The organism is Adlercreutzia agrestimuris (genome assembly GCF_943193125.1).
Lineage (GTDB): Bacteria > Actinomycetota > Coriobacteriia > Coriobacteriales > Eggerthellaceae > Xiamenia > Xiamenia agrestimuris.
Window position 1 is genome coordinate 446,441 of the sequence record NZ_CALPCX010000001.1, and the last position, 24,704, is coordinate 471,144.

General features: G+C 49.7%; 17 protein-coding genes and 1 tRNA gene. 13 read left to right on the top strand and 5 right to left on the bottom strand.

Annotation, left to right across the window (positions count from 1 at the left end):
* The first annotated feature begins 178 nt into the window (after positions 1 to 178).
* Complete coding sequence (locus tag NFR28_RS01805) at positions 179 to 1,171, top strand: hypothetical protein (protein ID WP_251178126.1); 993 nt, start codon at positions 179 to 181, stop codon at positions 1,169 to 1,171.
* Positions 1,172 to 1,180: 9 nt separating this feature from the next.
* Positions 1,181 to 3,223: a UvrD-helicase domain-containing protein gene (locus NFR28_RS01810; protein WP_251178127.1), complete on the top strand. Its 2,043-nt coding sequence runs from the start codon at positions 1,181 to 1,183 to the stop codon at positions 3,221 to 3,223.
* Between the two features lie 265 nt (positions 3,224 to 3,488).
* Here the strand turns inward: NFR28_RS01810 and NFR28_RS01815 are convergent, their stop codons facing one another.
* Both NFR28_RS01815 and NFR28_RS01820 read right to left on the bottom strand, forming a co-directional pair.
* A complete protein-coding gene (locus tag NFR28_RS01815) occupies positions 3,489 to 4,181 on the bottom strand; it encodes a TorD/DmsD family molecular chaperone (RefSeq protein WP_251178128.1) in 693 nt (230 codons plus the stop codon).
* Entirely contained in the window at positions 4,182 to 5,009 is an 828-nt protein-coding gene (locus NFR28_RS01820) for a hypothetical protein (RefSeq protein WP_251178129.1), read from the bottom strand.
* A gap of 253 nt (positions 5,010 to 5,262) precedes the next feature.
* Between NFR28_RS01820 and NFR28_RS01825 the strand changes: the two genes are divergently transcribed.
* From NFR28_RS01825 to pknB, 7 genes are all read left to right on the top strand, one after another.
* Complete coding sequence (locus NFR28_RS01825; RefSeq protein WP_251178130.1) at positions 5,263 to 5,733, top strand: hypothetical protein; 471 nt, start codon at positions 5,263 to 5,265, stop codon at positions 5,731 to 5,733.
* A gap of 236 nt (positions 5,734 to 5,969) precedes the next feature.
* Complete coding sequence (locus NFR28_RS01830) at positions 5,970 to 7,769, top strand: LuxR family transcriptional regulator (RefSeq protein WP_251178131.1); 1,800 nt, start codon at positions 5,970 to 5,972, stop codon at positions 7,767 to 7,769.
* A gap of 335 nt (positions 7,770 to 8,104) precedes the next feature.
* Positions 8,105 to 9,535: an FhaA domain-containing protein gene (locus tag NFR28_RS01835; RefSeq protein ID WP_251178132.1), complete on the top strand. Its 1,431-nt coding sequence runs from the start codon at positions 8,105 to 8,107 to the stop codon at positions 9,533 to 9,535.
* A 47-nt stretch (positions 9,536 to 9,582) separates the two neighbouring features.
* Positions 9,583 to 9,996, top strand: coding sequence for an FHA domain-containing protein (locus NFR28_RS01840; protein WP_251178133.1), 414 nt, complete (start codon positions 9,583 to 9,585; stop codon positions 9,994 to 9,996).
* Between the two features lies 1 nt (position 9,997).
* A complete protein-coding gene (locus NFR28_RS01845) occupies positions 9,998 to 11,218 on the top strand; it encodes a Stp1/IreP family PP2C-type Ser/Thr phosphatase (protein WP_251178134.1) in 1,221 nt (406 codons plus the stop codon).
* A complete protein-coding gene (locus NFR28_RS01850) occupies positions 11,215 to 13,995 on the top strand; it encodes an FtsW/RodA/SpoVE family cell cycle protein (RefSeq protein ID WP_251178135.1) in 2,781 nt (926 codons plus the stop codon). The genes NFR28_RS01845 and NFR28_RS01850 overlap by 4 nt, the downstream gene beginning before the upstream one ends.
* 100 nt (positions 13,996 to 14,095) lie before the next feature.
* Complete coding sequence (gene pknB, locus NFR28_RS01855) at positions 14,096 to 16,117, top strand: Stk1 family PASTA domain-containing Ser/Thr kinase (protein WP_420840395.1); 2,022 nt, start codon at positions 14,096 to 14,098, stop codon at positions 16,115 to 16,117.
* Positions 16,118 to 16,264: 147 nt separating this feature from the next.
* Here pknB and NFR28_RS01860 read toward each other — a convergent pair whose 3' ends face one another.
* The gene (locus NFR28_RS01860; protein WP_251178137.1) at positions 16,265 to 16,750 is read right to left on the bottom strand and encodes a hypothetical protein; all 486 of its coding nucleotides are present in this window, start codon (positions 16,748 to 16,750) and stop codon (positions 16,265 to 16,267) included.
* A 194-nt stretch (positions 16,751 to 16,944) separates the two neighbouring features.
* Between NFR28_RS01860 and NFR28_RS01865 the strand changes: the two genes are divergently transcribed.
* Positions 16,945 to 17,021 (top strand) — tRNA-Arg (locus tag NFR28_RS01865).
* Between the two features lie 246 nt (positions 17,022 to 17,267).
* Here NFR28_RS01865 and NFR28_RS01870 read toward each other — a convergent pair.
* A complete protein-coding gene (locus tag NFR28_RS01870) occupies positions 17,268 to 19,001 on the bottom strand; it encodes an FAD-dependent oxidoreductase (protein ID WP_251178138.1) in 1,734 nt (577 codons plus the stop codon).
* A 184-nt stretch (positions 19,002 to 19,185) separates the two neighbouring features.
* Here NFR28_RS01870 and NFR28_RS01875 point away from each other — a divergent pair, with 184 nt between their 5' ends.
* The 3 genes from NFR28_RS01875 to NFR28_RS01885 all read left to right on the top strand — a co-directional run bounded on the left by NFR28_RS01875 (position 19,186) and on the right by NFR28_RS01885 (position 23,807).
* Positions 19,186 to 20,694 carry a response regulator transcription factor gene (locus tag NFR28_RS01875; RefSeq protein ID WP_251178139.1) on the top strand — a complete coding sequence of 503 codons (1,509 nt, stop codon included), beginning with the start codon at positions 19,186 to 19,188 and terminating at the stop codon, positions 20,692 to 20,694.
* Between the two features lie 373 nt (positions 20,695 to 21,067).
* Positions 21,068 to 22,420, top strand: a complete 1,353-nt coding sequence (locus NFR28_RS01880; RefSeq protein ID WP_251178140.1) for a magnesium transporter — start codon at positions 21,068 to 21,070, stop codon at positions 22,418 to 22,420.
* A gap of 1 nt (position 22,421) precedes the next feature.
* The gene (locus tag NFR28_RS01885) at positions 22,422 to 23,807 is read left to right on the top strand and encodes an NRAMP family divalent metal transporter (RefSeq protein WP_251178141.1); all 1,386 of its coding nucleotides are present in this window, start codon (positions 22,422 to 22,424) and stop codon (positions 23,805 to 23,807) included.
* 71 nt (positions 23,808 to 23,878) lie between these two features.
* Here NFR28_RS01885 and NFR28_RS01890 read toward each other — a convergent pair whose 3' ends face one another.
* A complete protein-coding gene (locus tag NFR28_RS01890) occupies positions 23,879 to 24,349 on the bottom strand; it encodes an RrF2 family transcriptional regulator (protein WP_251178142.1) in 471 nt (156 codons plus the stop codon).
* Positions 24,350 to 24,704: the final 355 nt, after the last annotated feature.

Here is a 24,704-nt window from a genome sequence, read left to right on the forward strand (position 1 = left end):
AAACCTCGCTGCCTCACGAGATTCAGTTTATGGACAGGTTCGTTTTCTCAGTCATAACGTGCGTATGTTTATGGGGTGCTGAATCATCCAAAAGGTCATCCTGCTCGGATTATTTCGGCTTTTTACCTGCATCTATACTTTTTTGCGAAGAGGATAACCAAACAGAGAGGACAAAAAGATGGAAAAGAAGCTGCATCCTTCCCCGCTTCTGATCTTAGATTTGGATGAGCGCATTGACTCTAAGGCGCTTCGTGCTGAAATTGATCGCTGCTACTCATATATTGGTGCACCGGTCATTCGCACGCATGCTCCTGAGACTATCGCAACCGTTGAGGGAACTCAGGTTGAGGCGGATAACCAAGCCCCCGTGCGCAACGTGATGCGCCTCAACATCAACAACCTTGGCACACATCGCTACCTTGATTCATCAGCAGAAGGCGCTGACGCTCTATGGAACGATATTTTGCTGCATTGGCTCTACAACCAAATTCACAAGCTGGACAACCAGATGAAGATTTACAACCTTCGCCAGCGCGAAGAAGGCGCCGATCCCCTCATGTTTGAGTGGCTTGAAATCAACCTTGAGAATGGCAAGCTAATTGCCCGTATTAAGCTTGATTCAGCAAGCGGCGTATCTCCTGAAGTGTGCACCAACCTTGATGCACTTCGCGCGGCGCTCAATGCGGGTGCTCTTGGCGAAGAGGTTGTTTCGGTGAGCATGCCAAGCGCAACCTCTCTTGAGGAGCAAGCGCGTATGGGCATGGCCGCCAAAGCTGCACGCGAAGCAGAAGCTGCTGCAGAGGCTGAACGCATTGCCGCCGAGAAGCAAGCACAAGCCGATGTTGCTGAGGCACAAGCTGATGCCTTGTTCCTTGAGTCTCCGCAGCTTGTTGAACAGGCCGCAAAAAAACAGGCTGCGCAGCGCGAGGCACAAGACCCCGTTCTTAAAGCGCGCGTTGAAGCGGATCTGGCGCGCCCAGAAAATGAAATGACTGCTGAAGAGATAGTGGCAAAGCGCATTGCCGAAGAAGCTGAGTTGCACGAAAAGATGGAGGCGCGCTACACGCTTCCGGAGGCCGACTATGAGCTGGAATTTTCTCAGTGGACAATTCACTACGCCGATGGCACCGAGCGCGATTTTGATTCGCTGACAAACGCGTTTGTAGCTTAAGGAGAGAACATGTTGCATGAAGAAATTGCTTGTTCGTCCGACAGGCTTATCAAAATTGTTGGCGCTGGTCGCACAGGAAAGACTGAAGCGCTCATTGCCCGCTGTATTCGTCTTCTTGGCGAAGGCGTAGATCCAGCGTCTGTGCTGGTAGTCACCTCAACGGCTGATGGTGCGCAAGCTTTCCGCGATCGCCTTGTTCAAGCGCTGGTTGACGCTGCAGATGCTATAGATGCTCCTGCTGCCAACGCTGCCACAGCTGCCACCGGCGCTGCCGACGCTACCTCCGCTGCCGCAATTAATGTTCACAGCATACAAGAGGTGTGCCTCTCCTTGTTGGCAACTGAGCGCGCGCAAGCTGCCACCGGCCGCACGCCCCGTGTTCTCAACACTTTCGAACGCAACTTCTTTCTGGAGGATCTCAAGACGCTCGGCACTCCCACGCGTAGACTGCGTGGTATGATTCGCCACTTTGAACAGCGTCTGTGCGATTGCGTTGCCGCTGATGAGGTCTGTGATTTAGGCGAAGAGCAAACGGTGTATGAGCACGGGCAGAAGCTCTTGAAATTCATGAATGCCATGTTACCCGAGGAGATTGCCTTTTTGTGTGCACACTATCTGGGTAGCGAGATCGGTGCCGCTGACGCACAAGCCTATGATGATGTTTTGGTCGACGATTATCAAAATCTCTCGCGCGCACAACAACAATGCATCTGTCTGCTGGCCAAACAGCAATTGATAGTTGCTGGCAACGTGGCACAAACGGTTGCATGCGCTACCAACTATCCGCATCCTGAAGGGTTTGCCAACTTTGACACCTTGCGTCGTGGCGTAACCGTATTTGAATTGACCTGCGCATATGGAAACCCTGATGTAACCTCTTTTGCAGATGCAATCATCGCTTTAGACCCGCAAAATGCACCCTTGGCTTCTTCTCGCCAAGCGCTTGCAACTAACAATTCGCCCTTGACCTCGGATGTAAAAGCTCCTTCTTCTGCACCTTCGGGCGTGCTTTCCATTAAGTGGAACACCCCTCAGGATGAGTTTAATGGACTCACCAAGTACCTTCGCCTTATCAAAGACGAAAACCCGGACTTGTTTGAGCGCGACATTTTCGTGATTGCTCCAAACAAGCAATGGGCACGTGCACTAGAAACAATGCTGATTAAGCGTGGCTTCAAGGTAGCAAAGGCTGGATTTGATACGCTTGGTGGAGACCCGCGAACTCTTCAAAAAGCGGAGTCGCTCATGGCGTATACCCTGCTCAACTTGGCTGCCAATCCTTCCGACGGCGCTGCATGGCGCGCATGGTGCGGATATGGCAACTATCTGACCAATTCAGACGCGTGGGATAGCCTGCTTACCTTTGCTCACGAACACAACACGGATTTGTTGGGAGCTTTATCCACGCTGAGCTCGCTGAAAGCCGAAGATGCCGAAGAGCCGTTCTTGCGTGCTTATGTGCTTGCTGATCGCTTTGATGAGGGTCAACAGCGTATTGCTGATGTGCAACAACGCAAGGGTCACGCGCTGCTTCGCGTTGTGGGAGCCCAAGAAAATGGTGCGTTTGCCCAGTTTGCAGCAGTGCTTGAGGGCGACGAAACTGTTGATGCCGTTTATGCGCTCGTTCGCGATGCACAGCTGCAGCCACACTTCGCCAACGACCCTCACGCAATTCGCCTTGGATCATACGACGCACTTGTTGGTTGCAGCGCGCGTATTGTTGTTGCTGCTGGTTGCGTGGATGGATTCATCCCGAATCGCAACGCCTTTGAGGTTGTTTCCACTGATGAGGAGCGTGAGGCAATCCTCAATAGCCAGCGCGAGCTCTTCGTTCAAGGTGTCGAAAAAGCCACCGAATTGCTTGTGCTATCCACCTTTAGCAATGCGCCACTTGAACTTGCTGAAGGCACCAAGATGCAAGTTGTGCGCGTTCGTTCCGTCAACGATGAGCGCGTAGCAATCGTGCGACCTACCTGCTATATCGCCGAAGCAGGAGCACAAACGCCAAGTACCGTTGGCGGCCAAGCAGTGCTTGGTGAGTTCGAGCAGTAAGCAAGCAACGCCAAGCTGCTTATTGCCACAAGGTTTTCTTTCTCTCGTATAAAAAGCTGCTCAGGTTATTTCCTGGGCAGCTTTTTTGCTGGCTGCGTGCAAAGGCTTCACGCTTTGTATGAGCACGAAAGCCGTCGAAAGAATGCAAAGCAACAAAAAAGCCAGGTCATAGCAGCAAGCTTGTTACACTGCTGCCATAAACCTGGCTCACAAATCGTTTCAAAATGCACAGGATTTCACAGAGCACCTGCGCTGCATTAATCCCTTACGCTGCTTGTTGAGCGCTCTCCAACAATTCTGCCAACACAGCACGGTCTTGCTCTAACTGACCAAAGGTGAGTTGTGCAAGTCCCTGATAAAACATCGTGCGTGCATACATGCGCATATCCGCAACAAGCATCGGCACCCAGTTGAGCAAATGCTCCTCAATAAACGTGCTCATTTTCTCGACGCACTTATACGCCTCATCGTCATTACCCGCAGCAAGCGCCTCAGCGCAACGCAGGCTCATTCGCTGCATAAACTCCAGCTCAAGCGCAATATGATCTTCGCCTTCGGTCCAACTACCGCGCTTCAAGCCGTTGTCACGAAGCGTCTGCAAAACCTCTGCACGTGCTTCCTGCATCAACAGTCTGCGTTCTGAGGTGTAGACACTCTCAAAAGGATATGCCGCCGAATACCCATTAACCCCATGACCAATGAAGGTGCGAACATAATCAATTGCCAGCTCAGTTACCGAGTCATCCCAAGTGTTTTTCAAGTAAGCAAACAGCTGATGGTAACCTTCGTCTGCCTTTGTGTTGCCTGTTGCCGTTGGGAATCGCATCCCGCGCAGTTCGTCGAGCGTTTTTGCATCCACTTCAACTCGATACAGTCGCGCCAGCATGCCATAAACCTGTGCGCGCATTTCCATCAATTCGGCCACATCAACCGACTCTTTTTGCATCTCTTCCATCATTTACCCCCTTGCCGCTTTCACTTCAGGCAGCAAACGCATTCCCAAATCAGTCATATTCCACGCACGGTCACGCCAGATAATTGCGTCGGTTTGTTCAAGCATGTCAATGAAATGACCGCCGAAACGGCGCGGCTTTTTTACGATCTCAAACGTGTCTACCAAATTCTCAATTTCTTCGCGCGAACGAGGCTTTTCAGCAACATAGTCCATTACTGATTCATACACCTCAAGGTATTTGACGTCTTCGCCAAGCACGATCTTGCGAAATGGATCTCCGCCCATAATCAGGTCATACACCTCAAGACCTGCCTCAGTTGCATGCCAAATAGGATCCACCGACTCGGTGATATCCAAATAGGCCACACCTTCCGCAACATCCTCACATTCGTCAGCCGTTTCAGGCATTTCCAGCGTAAGCGCACCCGCACGTTCTAACATGCGACACAAAGTCATGGGCGCATACACGCTACGATTGTGCTCTTGCCAAGCATCAACTTGCGCGGTGATTTCAGTTGAAGGACATCCACCTTCGCACAGCTTCACGATTCCCATGAGCACCGGTCTGCGCGCAGGATTTCGATGAACCATTGACAAAATTGCCTGTTGCGCACTGCCTTGACGAGCCGGTGTAAAAACGGCTTCGCGACGCATGCCTTCGGGCATATTGCGAATAAGCGGATAATCGACGATGTCATAAGGGTTATCATCATCCATCTCTTCTTGATTGAGTTCCTCGTTATTGATGGCCAGCGGGTCAAACTCCTCTTCAAAAGAAATGACCTCAAGCGCATCCAGCGCATCAATGGCGTCACTAAACGGTGATGCCATACAGCACACCTCCTCAGATTGTTATTCGATATCCTCTTCGTGATTTAGTATAGGCACCGCGCTTACAACCCCATCATCCCGTGAGGTCTATTCTTGGATCACTTTCATCATACTATGGGCGTGAACTGCGATTTTAGTCAGCTTTGACATGGTCATCCGCGCATATTTCAGCCTTGACCTACCAATACTTGGCACTCATAATCAATAGCACGTTGAAGCATGGCGGAGCACCCGAAATGCATTGGGGGCACTAATGACCAACGTAGCTTCTGGCAAAAAGATTTTTGCCATCGCCATTTTGGCCTGCCTGTGCGCAGCACTTATCGCTGTTCCGGCATACGCGTTTTACCACGTGCATGACGAAGCAGTTTCGGACGCAGCTGATGGTAAGGGCGCAATTGAAATTTTTTGCGTCGTTGACGAAACCGCTACTGGCGGCGCTGTCACTTCAAGCCTGATCTTCGTTCCGGAAGGCAGCAATGCTGCAGTTTGCCTTGATGAGGCTATCATGTCTAGCCAGGATCAAAATGGTCTCGACGCCATCCACAATTACGACGTCGAGAGCCTTGCCGACCGCCTTGCAGGTTCCAACTACACCGTTGAAGTGTATGGAGCTGGCACGCAAGAGCCCGGCACGCAGACCACATACGACACCGCTTCTAAGGGTGGCGAAGACACCTCCCTGGAGCGCTTCGACAACGTGGTCATCACCGTGCAAGCCTAGAGAAATTGCACGCACGTGAAACGCGCAAAGAGTCGACCAGCTCTTTTGCGCGTTTCTTTTTTGTGCCCTGTCACTTTGTGTCCACATCATCCCTGCAGGATGATTTTTCTAAAACCCCAGTACAGAAGCACGGCAATAAATCCTAAGTGAAAATAATTATCGCTCTCACCCTATACCAAAGCTTCAAACATTCGTAATATAGGCAGTGGGAGAAAATATATTTGAAGGGACTTTGTATGGGGGTACGTGTTCCGCGCATTACCATCAACGCTGATTTTGGGGATGATTCTGCGTTTGGCGAACTTAATGCGCTATCAATTGGATATGGTCTACATCAAGCTTGGGTATTTACCGCTATTTTTAACGCCACAACCTTTTATGGCACACATGCCATGATTGAAGGCTTCTATAGCACGCACGTAACACTCACGCATTTTGTCTCTATTGTGGTATATGCACTCTGTCTGCTGTTTGCCGGTTTAACCGATCAGAAATTCTTGCAGTTCTATGTGTCAAAGCGTGTTTTAACAGCTGGTGCACTTCTTTGCAGCATAGGAACGCTCTGCTTGTTGTTCCCCTTTGGAAGCACATCGCCTTACTTGGAAGTCATTGAAATCATTGCTGGCGTTCTCACCGGCATTGGTTCTGCAATTCTGCTCTTGTTTTGGGGCACAGCCTTCGCGCGTTGTGACGCATCGTCCATCGTACTCAATACTGGCGTGGCTATCACCGTTTCAATGGCGGTCTATTGCGCAGCTCTCAATCTGCTGCCGTTTCCCTTCGCGGGTCTATTCATAGGGATTGTGCCACTGCTTGAGCTGGCCATCCTTTATAAATACACGCCCGACCCCTTTGACAAGCGCAACGAGCTGCCAATCTTTAAGCCCTTGCCTGTCAATCACGCAAAATTCATTGCGCGCTTTGGTCTTCCTGTCTTCGCTTTCGGCCTTGCGCTTGGCATGATGCGTCAAATCTCAGTGCAATTTATCATCCCTGCAAGTGACACCAGCGTACAGCTTGTCATCTTGCTCGGTGGCGGGTTTGCAACTATCTTGGTGCTTTTAACTATCATTGCTTTAGGCGGAGCAGATAAATGGAATGTCTATTTCCGCCCTCTTATTCCTTTCATTGCACTTACCGTACTGCTCATTCCGGTGTCTGCTACAGGTAATACGACGTTCATTGACTTCCTTCTGATTACGGGCTATTTATGCTTTGAAGCGCTTCTTTGGATTTTCTTTGGCGAAATCTCACAGCGTTTCCGTTTGTCGCCTATTTTTGTTTTCGGCATTGGCCGTGGTCTTTTAGCGGTTGCCATATTGGCAGCTTCTTTGTTGCCCGGCGCTCTTGTGAGCTGGCTTGATAGCACGCCTTTCCGGGAAGAAATTATTCTGATGGCCGCAATGGCGGTTATGGTTTTGGCATATGCGTTGCTGCCTCGCGAACGTGAAATTGAGGCTATTGTCATTCCTTGCCCACTCGTACGCCAGGTGTATCACAACATAGATCAAACCTCAGCAAACGCACAAAGCACCCCAAACTTTATTCAGGCATCTGCAACAGAACAGCCCTTGGCAACAGCCAACACAAAGCCGCCAATAGAAACTTCTGTCACAGGCATGCCAGCTCAAAATGCCGCGGCAACAACACACCCTACCGCTCAAACAGAATCCCCAGCATCTGCTGTACCGCCACAGACCGAGACTACAACCCTACAAGAAACACATGACTCGCAGGTGAGCGATGCGCGACGCGCTATGTTGGGCCAACAACTTCGTGATGACTCCTCCGATCAAAAACGCGGACGGTTTCGCGCTAAATGCGAAACCGTTGCAAATACCTACTTTTTGTCACGCCGAGAAACCGAAGTGATGTTCTTTTTAGCAAAAGGACACAATTCCTCATACATTCAGGAGAAGCTCTTTATTTCGGAAGGAACCGCCAAAACGCACATCCGCCACATCTACCGAAAGCTTGATGTGCACACGCAACAAGAGTTGATGCGCCTGGTGGAATCTGCTGATACTGAGGAATAGCAAACTGAGCCAAAACACCGCTGGGTTCGCCTCCTTGCATCATGCAAAGAAACGCAAGAGACAAGTTCGGCCTTAAGAATTTCTGCCACAACCCTTAACATTCGTGGCGATTGCGTAAAGTGTGGAGAAATTTGTCGAATTTTGTGGCATGATTAAGGCTTGCATAGTCGTTAAGCGAAACGCAGCAACTAACATACAACCAAGCAAACGGCATGCAGCCAAATCGGCCTTATTTGCACTGCTTTTTGAGCAAGCGCACAACACGGGCGCCTCATATAAGCACGGGCATTCTTAAACGCCGCGCCGACATGGCTGCCCCACACAAAGGAGACACCATGGGCTTTCTTTCGAAGTTCGAAGGCAGAATGGAAGATACGTTTGAAGGAGCAGCGGACAAAATGTTCGACGCCCCTATTTCTCCCGTTCAAATAGCGAAAAAAGCAGAGAAGCAGATGCGCCGTGAGAAGATGGTAGGCGCGGGCAAGCAATACGCTCCTACGCTGTACACGGTGCTGGTAAACGCTGATGATGATCAGCGCTTGTTTGGTTATTACCCAACGCTTGCTGGAGAGACCGAAACCTACCTTGCCGCTAAAGCCGCCGAACAAGGCCTCGTAATGGACGGCCAGCCCCTCGTACGATTTATCGTTGATGACTCCTTGAAACATGGCAAGTTTGACGTCATTGCTGAAGCCGTTGCAGCTCCTATTGTTGCGCAATTGCGCAATGAAGAGATGCAGCGTTATGGCCTGGCTGCTCCTGCTGGTGCTGCCTTTGGTGGCGGCTACGCTCAGTCAGCTTACCCGCAGCAAGCATATGGCGCACCTGCTGGCCAGGGCATGCCACAAGCTGGATACCCTGCAGCTAATCGCGGTGCCGCGCAAGGTTACCCGCAAGCGCAAGCATATGGTCAACAAGGATACGGTGCACAAGGTCATCCGGGTGCACAAACCTACGATGATCTCTCACCTGAAAACTTGAGTCATCAGCCCCTTCCGTATGTGCCGGAAGACGAGCTTGATTACTCTATTGATTATGGCGAATATACTTTTAACAGTCGCGACTTCAATGCCGCAGGCTATGACGAATATCGCGACTCAGTGCCGCTGCCTAGTCGCCCCGTAGCGCAGCAGCCGCAAGCACAGCGTGCAAGCCAAACGTTTGACCAGCGTGCAAGCCAACCTTTTGACCAGCATCAACATGCAAGTCAGCCGCTCCAACAGCGCGCCAGCCAACCGTTGCAGCAGCGCGCTAGCCAGCCGCTCCAACAACGTGCTAGCCAGCCCATCAATCCAGCTGCCGCAGCTGGCGTGGCAGCAGGCGCTGCCGCCGTGGGCGCAGGTGTTGCCGCTGGCATGGCTCCCGGTGCTTCTGCAGTTCCCGGCGCAACCGGAGCTGCCACTCATGGCGTTGCGCAAGCAGCCGCTGCTGCACAACCTGGACAAACCGTTGCCTTTGTTGGTGGCGTTCCGCAAGGTGCTGTGCAAGCTCGCCTGGTGGACACCAATACGCAGCGCGCCTACGACCTGGTTGGTTCCCGTTTGTCGCTTGGTCGCGAGTCTAAGAACTCCATCACCATTCCCGACATCAACGCTTCTCGCTGCCATGCTGAGTTAACACTTTCACCACAAGGTGTCTGGGTGCTTACGGACCTTGGCTCAACTAATGGTACTTTCGTAAACGGACGTGAAATTGCCTCACAGCCGCTCACGAACGGCGACCGAATCACAATCGGCACCACCAATTTCGTCTTTTCGCAGGCGTAATGCCTTATTCGCATAAGAGTTATACAGCGCAACTGAAAGGGTAGCTTGTGGTTGATATTGTTCTTCTCATCATCCGACTCCTTTTCGTTGCGTTGTTGTATTTATTCCTCTTCGCCATCATGCGCACCGGCATTGGGTTGGTCAAAGGCCAACGCAAGAAAGACCGCACGTGGACACTATCGGTGGAACGCGGCCCTAAAGAGTTGCGCGGCGTTTCCGTAGTTGTTCGCGGCCCCGTCATTGTGGGTCGCGCACCCGGTGCCGATATCGTTATTGGCGCAGGATATGTTTCCGGTCGTCATGCGCGTTTTTCGCTCATGGGTCAAAACTTGTTCGTTGAGGACTTAGGCTCAACGAACGGCACTGGTGTTGACGGTCAACTCATTGACGGACCCACTGCTCTGCACAACAACGACGTCGTAAACGTGGGCGACGTGGCCATTCGCGTAAGGTATGCCTAGTATGGCGAAGTCTCGCTCCTACAAATCAACTCCGCGCACGCGTAAAAGCGCACTTACCACCTTTGGCAGTCGCACTGACATTGGATGCGTGCGTGATCACAATGAAGACAGCCTCATTGTTGCGCCACCATTATATGTAGTTGCTGATGGCATGGGCGGACATGCCGCTGGCGAAGTGGCGTCCGAAATTGCCGTAAGCGTACTTGAGCAGCAAGCGCCCGCTCACCCCGATGGCGAACAACTTGAGCGCGCCGTTGAAGAGGCAAATCGCGAAGTCATCCTTGCGCAGCATGACGGTCGCGGCCGAGAAGGCATGGGCACAACCGTTACCGCGGCTATGCTTGAGGGCGAGCGCCTTGTCATTGCACAAGTCGGAGACTCGCGCGCATATCTGCTCCATCGGGGACACTTACAGCAGCTCACCCGTGATCACTCGCTTATGGCCGACATGATTGAGGCGGGTCAACTTACGCCCGAAGAGGCACGATTCCATCCCAATCGTTCAGTTATTACACGCGCATTGGGTTCTGACCCCCTCATGCGACCAGATATTTTTGAACTCAATGTCGAAGCGGGAGATAGGCTGCTCATCTGCTCTGATGGCTTGTCAGGAATGCTTCGAGATCCTGAGATTGAAAACACGCTTCGCCGCGTACGCGATCCGCAACGTTGTGCATCACAGCTGGTCAACGAAGCAATCACTGCTGGTGGCCATGACAACGTTACCGTCATTGTTGTTGACGTTGTTGGTCAAGCAAAAAAGCGCCTCAAGCGCGTTAAGCTCAAGGCACGCCTCACAGTATTTTTCATTTTGCTGCTTTTGGCCGCCATAATTGCTGGTGCTATATGGGGCGGCTATACTTACTTGAACTCACGTGCCTATCTGTCAGAAGTAGATGGCAAAGTTGCAATTTATACGGGCGTCCCTGGCAGCGTGATGGGACTGTCGTTTTCTGAGCTCAATCGGGTAACCGATGTTTCCGTTGAAGACTTACAACCTGGCACCGCATACCGGCTTGAAGCAGGTATTCAAGTGGACAATCTTGCGGCAGCCGAGAGTCTAGTGCGCGAATACGAGAGTGAAGCAGCCGCACACGCCAATGACGCCAACAAAACTGATAGTAGCACCGATGCGCCCAACTCCGCTGACGCCACGGGCAACGAAGACTCACCCGACGCTACTGGTACCTCCGCCCCCGAACAATCGGAGGCCACAGCATGACGCGACGCAACCTGGAACTGGTATTACTCCTCATTGCAGCGCCGCTTGTTGTGCTGCTTTTTGCCATGATGGCCATCAACCAAGGGCTTTCGCTCAACATGAACACGTTGGGTGTTCCGCTTGGAATCTTCGGAGCGTTTTTCGTGGCTCACTTGGCCATTCGCAAACTAGCACCCGGCGCCGACCCGGCGCTTTTACCCATATCCTTTGCTCTTTCAGGTACCGGCATTGCTTTTGTCACACGCCTCGTGCCCAATTTGGCAGTTAACCAGCTTATATGGCTGTTTTTGGGCATTGGCTGCATGGTGTTGGTATTGGCATTTTGTCGCAACCTCGACAAGATTGCTAACTATAAATACACCCTGATGATTGTCGGTTTTGCACTATTGCTCTCACCACTCATTCCAGGGCTTGGCCAAGAGATATACGGCTCACGTATTTGGTTGCATATCGGCAGTTTTTCATTCCAACCAGGTGAGTTAGCAAAGATCATCATTGTGCTCTTCTTGGCGGGATATCTTGCGCAAAACCGTGAGATGCTCTCCGTTTTCACCTGGCATATTGGACCGTTTCGCCTACCTGATTTTAGGACGTTGTTGCCACTTTTGTTTATGTGGCTTATTGCATTGCTTATTGTGGTCTTTGAAAAAGACCTTGGTAGCGCAGTGGTATTCTTCTTCCTCTTCTTGATCATGCTTTATGCTGCAACAGGAAAGAAGTTCTACCTTGTTATAGGCTTGGGGCTCATTGCTGTGGGTTGCGTAGGAGCCTACATGGCATTTGACCATGTACAAGTGCGCGTTAATACGTGGTTAGACCCCTTCGCCGATGCGCAAAATACGGGCTATCAGCTCACCCAAGCGCTCTACTCCATTGCCGATGGTGACCTTTTTGGCGTTGGCCTTGGTCGTGGTTTGGCGGGCGATATCCCCATCCCCGTTGTTGAAAGTGACTTCATCTTCGCCGATATTGCCGAAGAAATTGGTCTGCTTGGCGCTTCGGGTATTTTGCTTTTATTCCTGTGCTTCGCCATTCGTGGTTTTGTGACCGCCGCGCGCGCAAAGAGTGACGTGAGCTCTTTTGCAGCAGTAGGTTTAACCTCCATGATTGTAGTGCAGGCTTTTATTATTGTTGGCGGCGTCACCAAGCTGATTCCTCTTACAGGTTTGACGTTGCCCTTCATCAGCCAAGGCGGCTCTTCGCTGTTGGCAAGCTTTATTGCAGTTGGCTTTCTTTTGCGTTGTGGCGACGAAGGCACCGGTGTAGGCGCTGAGATGACAAGCGCTACGGGCACCATCAACGTCAACAGTGTGCTCGGGCGTGTATCTATGGGAAAACGCCTGACTAACTGCATGCTTTTATTCTCGCTTATGTTTGCCCTGCTGGTGGCTAACCTCACCTATATTATGGTGGTGCAAGCGTCGTACTATCAAAACTTACCGGGCAACAACCACACGCTCATGAAAGAAGCGCATAACGAACGCGGCACCATCTCAACCTATGATGGCGTAGTGTTGGCACAAAGCGTTGAAAACGAAAATGGCACATATGATCGCGTCTATCCTGCGGGCAACTTAGCCGCGCATGTTGTGGGATATGCCTCATCGCGCTTTGGTACTTCAGGCATTGAAGCAGCTTATAACGACACGCTCAAAGGCGAGCGTAATTTCGCCACCTTTACCGACGTCTTGAACTATATGGCTGGCGCAAGTGCTCCGGGCAACGACGTCACGCTCACCATCAACTCCAAGATTCAGCAGGCCGCACAAGATGCACTTGTTGATCGCGTAGGGGCTTGCGTGGTGCTTGACCCGACCACCGGTGCAGTGCTGGCATTGGCGTCATCGCCCACCTACAATGCAGCAGATTTTGAAAGCCTGCTTGATGCGGCAAATGCTGGGGATGCGCAAGATGATTCCATTTTGCTTAACCGTGCAACACAAGCACTTTATGCCCCCGGTTCAACGTTTAAGATAGTGACGCTCACCACTGCGCTTGAAGACGGCGTGGCAACCGCTGATGAGGTCTTTTCCTCCCCCGGTACCATGGATATTGGCAACGCGCCCGTTTCAAACTTCGATAAAAACGACTACGGCAATATTACGCTTGCGCGCGCAACCGAGCTTTCATCAAACACCGTGTTTGGCCAGGTAGGCGCTGAGCTTGGTTCTGAACGTTTGGTGGAAGGTGCCGATGCGTTTGGCTTTAATCACGACATTGAGTTCGCCTTGCCGCTCTATACCTCGCTCATGCCCAATCCTGAGGATATGACCGAGTGGGAGACAGCTTGGGCAGCCGCAGGTGAGCCCGTTGGCGAAAACGAAACCAACAATCACCCAAGCCCTGCTGGACCTCAAGCCACCGTACTTGAGATGGCGCTTGTTGGTGCTGGCATTGCCAACGATGGTGTCATTATGCAGCCATACCTGGTAGATGGCGTATACAACGCAAATGGCGAACGTTCGCTGACCGCCACGCCAAGTAAGCTTATGCAAGCCACCAGCAAGGAAACCGCACAAGAAGTAAAAGATATTCTGCGCGGCGTAGTAACGCAAGGTACTGGTGGTGGCGCCGCAATAGAAGGCGTAGAGGTGGCAGGCAAGACGGGTACCGCCGAGAAAGAAGACAGCAACGACAGCTGGTTTGTTGGCATGGCTCCCGCCGACAACCCCAATGTCGTGGTAGCCATCATAATTGAAGATGGCGAAGAGGGAGTTGGCGCCGCAAAAGCGCAAAATGTGTTAAGAGTTGCATTGCAGGTACAAGGAGCACTTTAAAATATAGTATGCTGGTGCGAAGTATCATTTAATCTATAATGATTTTACATCGCGAATAACCCAGCATGTGACCAAAAGGAGTTTAAACGTGACCGGAAGCATGATTGGCAGGGTTTTCAATAACCGCTACCAAATTACCGAGCGAATCGGCATCGGCGGCATGGCCGAAGTCTACCAAGCTCAAGACAATGTCTTGGGTAGGCTAGTTGCGGTCAAAGTCATGTTGCCTCAATATGCCGCAGATCCCAGCTTCACCCAGCGCTTCAAGCAAGAAGCTGCAGCTGCAGCCAACCTGCAAAGCCCCTTTATTGTAAATGTCTATGACTGGGGTCAAGACGAAGGCACTTACTACATTGTTATGGAGTATGTCCGCGGTTCTGATCTTAAGACCGCCATTATTGAGCGCGGCGCTATCAATCAACGCAAAGTTGCCGAGATTGGTTCGCAGGTGTGCCAGGCACTCTCCGTTGCACATGGTCTTGATATCGTGCATCGTGATATCAAGCCGCAAAATATTATGGTGCAGCCCGATGGCAACGTTAAGGTCATGGACTTTGGCATTGCTCGCGCAAAAAACTCCGTTATGTCTAAAACCTCTTCGGTTTTAGGAACGGCGCATTATATTTCCCCTGAACAGGCACAAGGCAAAGAACTCACCGCTGCAAGCGACATTTATTCGCTTGGCGTAGTTCTTTATGAAGCAACCACCGGCCAGCTTCCTTTTGATGGACCTGACGCGGTCAGCGTTGCCCTCATGCAAGTGCAAGATGCGCCCATTCCTCCCCGAGAGATCAACCCAGACATTGATCCGGCGCTTGAAGCTATCATCCTGAAGGCTCTGGCAAAAAATCCCACCGATCGTTTCGCCACTGCAAAAGAAATGCGCGTAGCCCTTGTTGATTACCTGCAAGGTCGTCCCAGCTCGCTTCAGAATTTCACCACCGCGCAAACGCATGTCATGCAAGGCGTCGTTCCGCCTATGCCGCTTCCTAACCAGGACCATACCATGCAGATGCCTAATTTAGGTAATACCACGGTTCCGGTTAATCCAAGTCGCACAAGCACCTCTTATACGGCCGAAGAGCCGCAAAAGAAGAGCAAGGCTAAGGGCATTGCTCTTGCAATTGCTGCTGTGGTTGTCATCATTGCAATTGCCGCTGTGGTCATGAACTTTATGGGTGGCGAAAATCCTGATGAGTCCGCCAACACACCCATTCCTGACGTTACGGGCAAAACCATTGAGGTAGCCACTACAGAACTTGAGGATGCCGGCTTTGAAATTGGTAATGTGGAAGAAGCCACGAACAACACCGTAGAAGAAGGCAAGGTTGTTTCCCAAGATCCAAAGGGCGGCGTCAAGCGCGAAGAAGGAACAGCGGTTAACCTTGTGGTAAGCGCTGGCGTTGGTCAATCGGAAGTTCCCAACGTGGTCAACATGTCCGAAGACCAGGCAAAACGCGAAATTGAAAACGCTGGCTTTAACCCCGTAGCAGGCACCCCTGAATATTCCGACACTGTTGATGAAGGCAAAGTTGCTCGCCAAGATCCCGCTGCAAACTTCCAAGCGGACAAGGGAGCCAGCGTCACTTATTACCTCTCTCTTGGCAAGAAGGAAGAAGCAACGCTGACGGTACCAAACATTGTTGGAATGAATACCGACGCTGCTGTACAAGCACTCAACGCCCAAGGTATTGAAGTTTCCAACTATGGCAACTACTACACCCAAGAAAGCGAACGTCCTGCTGGTGAAGTTATCAGCTGTCAACCTGCCGTGGGTACAAAGATTAAGCCAGGCACCTCGGTTGAGCTGACGGTCAGCTCCGGACCTGCCACCGAGACATTCACTGTTGCCGTAAGTGCCAACGGTGGTGGTCAGGTTTCCTCAAGCTCTTCTTCCGTTGAAAAGGGTGGCAATGTCACTATCTATATCCAACCAAATGATGGCTACAAAGTTGCCTCGGTAGCTGGTCTTGACGGCGTTCCTGAAAACGGTGGCACGTTCCCCCTTACCAACGTTTCAGAAAACATCAATATCTCGGTCACATTTGAACCAACACAGGAAGCTCCCAATCCCGATAATGGAAAGAATCCCGGGGATCAAAAAGATGACAAAAAGGAATAGCTTCTGCGTTGATCAATCATTTTCCTTTAAGCTCTAAACCGACAAAACCCCGCACAAAAATGCGGGGTTTTTATTTGCCCTCAGTCTCTCAAGACGAAAGCCGGTAGTGATACGCTGCTTCTCTTCAGCCTACAACTATCCGATCCTCTAACTCAATAACGCAACCACAACAACCATCACGGCAATTGCAAGGAGCAAAGTAAGCAAGCGACCATCTTCGTCCATGCTCAACGTTGGTTTGCGTCCCGTATCGCGCATGCGCGAGCCAATAGTCCAAATGAGCAGCATAGTAAAAGCCACCAAGCCCGCCGTGTTGATCACCCATGCAACAACATTAAGCGCTTCCATGTCGCTTTGTTTCGCAAAGTCAATAAAGAGAAACGATAGGAACGTAACGCCAGCCGCTACATATACCCATGCAGCTCGGACAGCAGACTTAATAGTGACCGCGGTATAGGCAAGCTCTTTTTTGCCTTTGCTGCTCTTTTTGCCCGACCGTTTGCGACTCTCTTTGGTGTCCATTAGTTCAGGCTTTCCAACCAGCCAAAGCCAATCGCCTTTGCTCAACTTCGTGGCAATAGCAATTGAAATTGCAAAGCAAGCGGCAGTCATCAGTGTTAACGTCAAGTTCATTTTGTCTCCCAATAGTAATCACGTAGGCTGTTCAACATTGTAGGCGAACAGCGCTTTTGTGATACCCGGATCAAGAGGACAACTACGGCAGTTTGTCACATCCGCAGACCTCCGTTAGAAACTTTGGCAATTTAAAAAATTGGGTATTGACTTATACCCAATTCACAATCATAATAATCTTTACTGTTTTACGTGCGCCGTTACCTCAGCTGGATAGAGGGACTGACTACGAATCAGTACGTCGGGGGTTCGAATCCCTCACGGCGCACCACTTTAGCAGCTTCACCGCTTCAACTGATTTCAGTTTGAGCGGTTTTTTTATTTCATGTGGCGTTTACGCGCTTTCCTTCTTGCCTACCCTACTTCAACCCATTTTTGTAGATGCATCCATTTCGGTTTTAAGCACGCCAAGCAAACAAGAATGACCCGCTGCCTTGTTTGCATGTCGGGTCATTCTTGCTACAACCTGTAGCAGTGGAGGGATCTGCTACGAGAGATGGTTTCTTCGGGTATTTAGTTACTCGTTTTCGGCGATATATTCACCAGTAAGCTTTCCGTAAGTCGTGCATAAACCATAGCTATGACCCGGAAGCAGGAAGTTGTAAGTCGGCGAGAAGATATCACCAATCATGGTGCCTACGTTGTATAAGCCTTCTATCGGATTATCATCAGCATCGCATACGTGGCAATTTACATCGGTTCGCAAACCACCCATTACCGTCAAGAAATTAGGCTTGTTTGACAAAGCACCATAGAAAGGTCCTGTTTTGATTGGCCACAAACAACCAGCTCGCTTACCAAAGTCCTCATCAACGCCATTAGCACAGAACTCATTGTAGCGCTCAACGGTCTTGAGCGTTTCTTCTAACGGCAAACCAAGCTGCTCTATGACTTCTTCTACAGTATCACCTTTAACGGTGATAGTAGGAATACCAGCTGCTGTGAGGGTTTCTCCTTGCTCAGCTGCATTATTCCATGTCTCTATCATTGCTTCTGCAGGGATACCCTCTGAATCAACCGTGTCGCCAAAAATATAGAACGGCTGGCCTGTTGTCGCATATTCAGTGTCCCAAATACAAAATACTTGCATGTCGGGTTGCTGCATTTGAACAGCGCCAGCATATGAGCCAGGAACATCTTCGTTGTAGCAACGAACACCACGATTGTTTACTACAAGACCATGATGGCAGCCAGCAACTTGGTCTTTCGTTCCTACACCACCTTGGATCATGCAGGCATTGGGATATGCTTTCTGCCACGCAGCTCCTACCCACAAGCCCATCTTTTGACCAATGCCCTCGTAGAGTCCTCCATAATTGAGGCCATCTGAAATGTCTTTGTCGCTATTATCGCCAAGGAAGTCCAACACGTTTCGACAATATTTTGCCATCATTTCGCTATCTGCTGAGAAGTCGCCTGAAGCCAAAACGATAGCTTTACGTCCGACAAACTTTGTATACTTCTTATCAATTTCACCTTGTGCAATTACAGCTGTCACGCGTCCTGTATTTTCGTTTTCGCGAATGAGCTGACAAGCAGATGTGTTCCAGAAAATCTGTCCGCCCTCATCAACGAACTGTTCTGCAAGCGCATTCACGCAAAGCGCCTGTCCTTGACCGGCTTTGGTGAATTCTTCGTTGACAAAAGAATGCGAGCCAACCGGATCTTGGAAGGTTCCTTCAGCGTCGTTATAAGGCATCTCTAGAACAGTTTGCACATTGGCCTTATCCATTTTGTCCATAAGCCAATTCATGGCTTCTTCACTGTTGTTGTACCATTTCGCCCATTTTGCGAAGTCAATGGTATATCCATAACGAGAAATTTCTTTTTTCAGAAACTTGCTCATGTCATGACGCTCGTAACCTTTTTCTTCCATCAATCGGCTATAGACAGCAAAGTTTGAACCGCCTCGGGAAGTTGGAACCTCGCCAAGCGTGATAATGATTACATCTCCAGCACCAGCTTCAAGCGCCGACAATGCCGTACACAAACCAGATTGTCCGCAACCGACAACTACTACATCTGCTTCAACTGTTGACTCAATTTGGTCCTCAGCAATCGGCTCGGGTGGAATCTCAAAACTCCATGGTTTTTCTGCAAGCTCAGCGGACATTGTCTCAGTCTTCTCTCCCGATGTTGGAAGTTCTGCCTCCTCTTGTTTTGTTGGTGCACAACCGGTAAATGCAACACCTGCGGCAGCTGCTCCTAAAGCTGCACTCCCCAAAAATGCTCTACGTGTTAACGGTTTCATTGTATGCCTCCTTCATTGAGTTCGCGCTTTCCTTAAACGAAAGCCCCCTTGTGGCACACCTTATCAACCGAAGCAAAAATATCCTCATCTCAAATGGGTAAACTTTCTATTCACCCGTTTTGGGCGAATAGGATTTAGCAGGTACTTATATACTCCCTATATCAGGAAAATGGAGGGATTTCCTATGCGCTCACTCTTTCAATCTAGATCAGCTTCGTGGGCAAACAAAACTGCTTATGGGTTCTCGTTGGCTCGCGGTGTAGAGTTATCGCTTTTATCTGGCGAGTCAGTCTTTAATCTATCAAACGGTCGAGTTCCCAATGATGAATTCAACATCACATTCCTTATTGCTCTCATTCTTTCGTTTGTGCTGCAAGCAATTCTCGCTAAGCGACCTTCAAACGCTGCTCTAAACTTTTTGTTTTCCAAAGTTGGCCCAGCGCTTATGACAGCTGGCATATTCCTCTTATCGGCAACACAACTTCCCAGTGGATCTATCTGGTTTATAACAGGTGGCTTCTGTGCAGGATTTGGCAGCGCACTACTGTTTACCGGATGGCAGCAACACTTTGCGACAAACGACGAAACATGCGATGGCAAAACAATGGCTAAGGCTTTCGTTGGTGCACCACTTGTAGCGTCTGTCATTATTCTCTTAGGATTTCCTCTTGGTTCTCTTTTTGCCGTTTGCGCAATATGGGGAGCGGGTTTTTTGCTAGAACAACCCAATGAAGACACACCAAAGACTTCGCAAAAAAGCTTTACCTTTTTAGACTTCAAAAAGAGCGGAGCAGCTGAATCCTTTTTAACGGTTCTTGTATTTGCATTTGTTTTTGGAATGAGCGGACAACTTGCATTTGCCAGACATTCTTTTCTTGCTACCAACAATACGATGGTGGTGTTTACCTTAATTGCAGCCCTCATATTTCTTGTGTTTGGCAACTTTGTTGGGTCTAAAACTCATGGCTCAGAAATTTATTATTGGATTACGCCTATCATTATTACGGTCTTTATTCTCTTACCGCTTCTCGGAATGGACTATGGCATTGCAATAAACGGCATTGTTGTAGCAACTTATCATCTACTAACTTACAATTTCCTTTGCTTTATGGCACGCCTCTCGGTGAAGAATTCATGGCCAATTATTACTGTCACAGCTCTTACGCAAAGCGCATTTCGTCTTGTGATGATCATAGGCATCTTCAGTGGCGTATTGCTTTTCTCTCATACCAATGTTTCTGAAACAGCAAAGCTTGTAATTCTTACGTTATTGGTAATCTATCTTCTCTCAATGTGCATGTTTATCTTTTTGCAAACGCACTTAAAACACCAAAATGCTGACTCAAATTCATCCTCATCAACACCTTCGCAGAGTTCTGATAGCCAAAGCTCTCATGCCAATGTCCACATACAACCAAACCTAGAATTCTCTACTCATTCTGAAGAGCATGCTTTAAGGGAAATGTGCAAACTCTATTCTTTAACTGAGCGTGAGTTTGAGACGCTTACCTATCTTGTTCGAGGATATAGCGTTAAGTTAATTGCCGAAGAGCTGTTTGTGTCCCCAAATACTATTAAGGTATATGTGCGCGGTATTTACGAAAAGACCGACGTGCACAACCGTGATGATCTTAAGCGTCTCGTTCAACTCTTTGAAAAAATGAATCTGCAAAAATCACTTACAGACGAATGAGACATTTTGCTACCAGACAGCTTCATGTCTCCTCTGCAAACTGTGAAGAGTTTTAACTAACCCATAAACTCAACTGTCGATAAAACTATGAACTGCGCTTAGTATCTGCTAGAATGGCAAAGTTAAGGATTGTGCGCTACCTATATTCAGCGCCATTTCAAGGCTTGTTGCGTGTGTTCACCAGAACAAACGCGCATCTTTGGAAGTATCCTTCGCCGCAACGACTGAAACCAGCACGTGCGGTTTTTTGTTGGCCGTAGAAAGGAACTTTGTTGAAGGTTCGAAAATCGAAACCTCACAGTTTGTAGTCCTTTGGCTCCCCTTATGTCGGCAGCCAAAGGAGCTGCAATCATGATGACCGTAAGGGGATTTCATGCTCTATCTCTCTCAGATGATGGGGAAGCCTGTTGTCGACGCAGATGGCGAAAAGATTGGTACCATTTCTGATCTGGCTATCTCCACCGGCGAAGTGTTCCCTCGAATTACCTCGCTTGCTTTCCAGGGTCCTGGCAAAGTGCCGTTTATGATCTCTTGGCGCAAGTATGTTGAAGATTTCAACGAAGATGGCATTACGCTAGAAGTTGCCGCGCACGATATTCGCTTTAGCTATTTGCAACCTGACGAAGTTTTGCTCGCGCGAGACCTGCTCAACCGTCAGATCGTAGACACGCAAGGCCTGAAAGTCGTTCGCGTAAACGACCTCAAGTTGTCCGTCTCTGGCTCTCAACTCCGCTTGCTCGGTGCAGAGGTTGGCGCACGCGGTATCTTGCGTGGGCTTCATCCACTTGTTGAGCGCGCAACAGTTGCGGTTGCAAAGCTTTTCAACAAGCGCATCGACGAACAGATCATTGCATGGAACTACATGGATTTGCTTGATCGCGACCTCTCTGAAGTGCAGCTTTCGGTCACCCATAAACGCCTCGACGAACTTCACCCTGCTGACGTGGCGGACATCTTAGAGCAGCTTGATCCGCAACAACGCGCGAACGTTTTTCAGCATCTCGATGACGCGCAGGCAACCGAGGCAATCTCGGAGATGGAAGACGAATATCAAGCAGATTTCTTCGAGGACCTGGATGATGCGCGAGCTGCTGGCCTTTTGGGCAACATGGATCCTGACGATGCTGCTGACATTGTGCGCGACTTGTCCTATGAAAAGGCTGAAACGCTCTTGCGCCTGATGGGCGTTGAGGATGCAAGTGGCATTCGTCGCCTCCTTGGATACAAAGACGGCACAGCGGGTGGCATGATGACCACGCAATTTGTTGCTGTTGAGGAAGACACCACCGTCGGCGAAACCATTGAAGTACTTCGCGAACTTGATGAAGATCATCCGACCGTGCATTACGTGTACGTGTTAGATGACTATGGCAAGCTGAGCGGCCTTTTGTCTCTGCGCACGTTGGTGCTCACCGATGATAGCAAAGAAGTGCGTGAGGTTATGTATGACGATGTCATCTCGGTAACCCCTGATGAGACAGAAGAAGATGTAGCCGCAGACATCTTTAAGTATGACATTCCTGCAATGCCTGTTGTTGACGAAAACGGCGTCATGCTTGGCATTGTTACGGTCGATGACGCGTGGGACGCTATTGAAGAGGATGTCACAAGCGATAAGACAAAATCGCGCGTGCTTAAAGGTGTAGGCATTGGCGTGGCTGCTCTTATCGGGCTGGCGCTTTATACCCTAGCGTTACTGCAGGTAGTTGGCGTATTGGGGGTGTAGCATGTCTGAAAAGAATCGGCAGCATGGACACACCATCTCTCGCAACAAGACTGAACGCGAATGGGGTGCATTTGTAACAGGGCATGCCCGCAGTGTAGAATCAAGCACTCCTTCTGAAGAAGGAACTACCGACGTAGCTTTGCCTGAAGAAACGCCGCGCAAAAAAAGCAAGTTGCTTTTGGTGCTGGCTGCCATGGGACCAGGCATCGTAACCGCCATGGCAGGCAATGATGCTGGTGGTATTTCCACCTATTCAACGGTAGGCGCGCAGTTTGGATTTGCCACACTGTGGGTTATCCCACTTATGTGCATCTTGCTTATTGTGGTTGAAATGACTGCAGCGCGCATGGGTGCAGTCACCGGCAAGGGGTTTGCTGCACTCATTCGCGAGCGTTTTGGTATTCGCCTCACTGCCCTAGCAATGTTGGCGCTGCTCATAGGTAATGTTTGCACCACGTTTTCGGAATTCGCCGGCATTGCAAGCGGCATGGAAATGTTTGGTGTGTCGAAGTATTTGGCGGTACCTATTGCGGCTATTGCCGTTTGGTTGCTTATTGTTGGCGGCTCATATAAGCGCGTACAGAAAGTGTTCTTAATACTTTCGCTTGTGTTTGTGACCTATGTGATTGCAGCATTTATGGCTGAACCGAACTGGGAGCAAGCTGTACAAGACACCGTTATGGTGACAATCGTGCAAGACCAGCAGTTTTTATCACTGGTAATTGCCATGATTGGTACCACTATTGCTCCTTGGATGATGTTTTTTAACCAAAGCAACGTGGTAGAAAAAGGTCTCTCAGTTAAGGACATGTTTTCCCAAAAGGTGGACGTTGTTGCTGGCACCATTGCAGCATGTCTAGTTGCGTGGTTCATTATTGTTACTACAGGCACAGTGCTTTATCCCGAAGGGATTCAAATTGAAAGCGCTGCAGACGCCGCAGCTGCACTTGCGCCTTTTGCTGGTCAATACGCTGAAGTGTTATTTGCAATCGGCCTGATTGCTGCTTCATTCTTAGCAGCATGCGTTTTGCCGCTCACCACGGCTTTTGTGATTTGTGAAGCCTTCGGATGGGAAGCAGGCGTCTCCTTCAAATGGCGTGAAGCTCCAACCTTTAAAGGTATTTTTACCTTCGTTATTGCGTTTTCCATGGTAGTGGTGCTCATCCCTAACGTGGATCTCATGAGCATGATGCTCACTGCGCAATTCGTAAACGGCTTGGTACTTCCTGTGCTTTTGGTCTTCATGGCCATCATTGCTGCAGACAAGCGCATTATGGGAACTTATGCTTCAAGGCCCGTGTCTCGCATTCTTATTTGGCTAACAGTTGGCATCGTTACCCTGCTCACTGTTGCTCTTCTTGCTATGCAGATTCTTGGTATTGGATAATACAAAAGAGCTGCGCCGATGCGATGTCTGACGCAGCTCTTTTACTTGTAAGTAGTTATCGCTATCTAACCTTACGCAGTAACCAGGCGTTCGCCCTCTTCTTGGAGACGACTTGCCAAGAATTGCCTGCTATTGTCGCCATTTGTGACACATTCAAGAAGCGACGCAACCGTTAAACTTGAAAGGAATGCATCCATGCTTTCCTCAATCAAATCATAGGTTTGCTTGATTTCTTGTACCATCTGACCGCCCTTGCGTGCACTACGACGTTCGCGAGTTGCCATCTTTGAATCCTCATCAAGTGCATTGATGACATCCAAAACGCTAATTTCAGTGGGGTCTTGCGCCAAGCGATATCCGCCATGTTTTCCCGGACGTGCTTCAATAATGTTGGCATTGCGCAAAAGTTGAGCAAGCTGAATCAAGTAATCACGAGGGATTGACATGTCTTCTGCTATATCACGCGAGGAACACGTGGTGCCACGCGCCGCCAGATACAATACGGCACGCATCCCATAGTCTGTAGAAGCTTTGAATTGCATTGATTGTCTCCTAACTCGGCGCCTCACTTTGGTGCTAGATGCACGCCGATCAGCAACCGTTTCATCGTGGTTGCATCCATCTATTCTGCCCGTTATATTTAGAAACGACGCACTACACGTCAGGTCTCTTAATCTCAACTGCCCATGAAATTTGGATTAGCAAACCTGAGAAGTGCTTAGGGCCTCTGATCTAATTTCCTGAGTAGGAGCAGCCTTAACTTCACCACGAGTGTACTCAATGCTTACAACGGTTATCAAGGTAAATGATGTGTTTGCAGGTCATATCGAATGAATTTGGTTACTTATACGACATACAGTCATCATAACGAAATTTGTTCGTTACCAGACCATTACT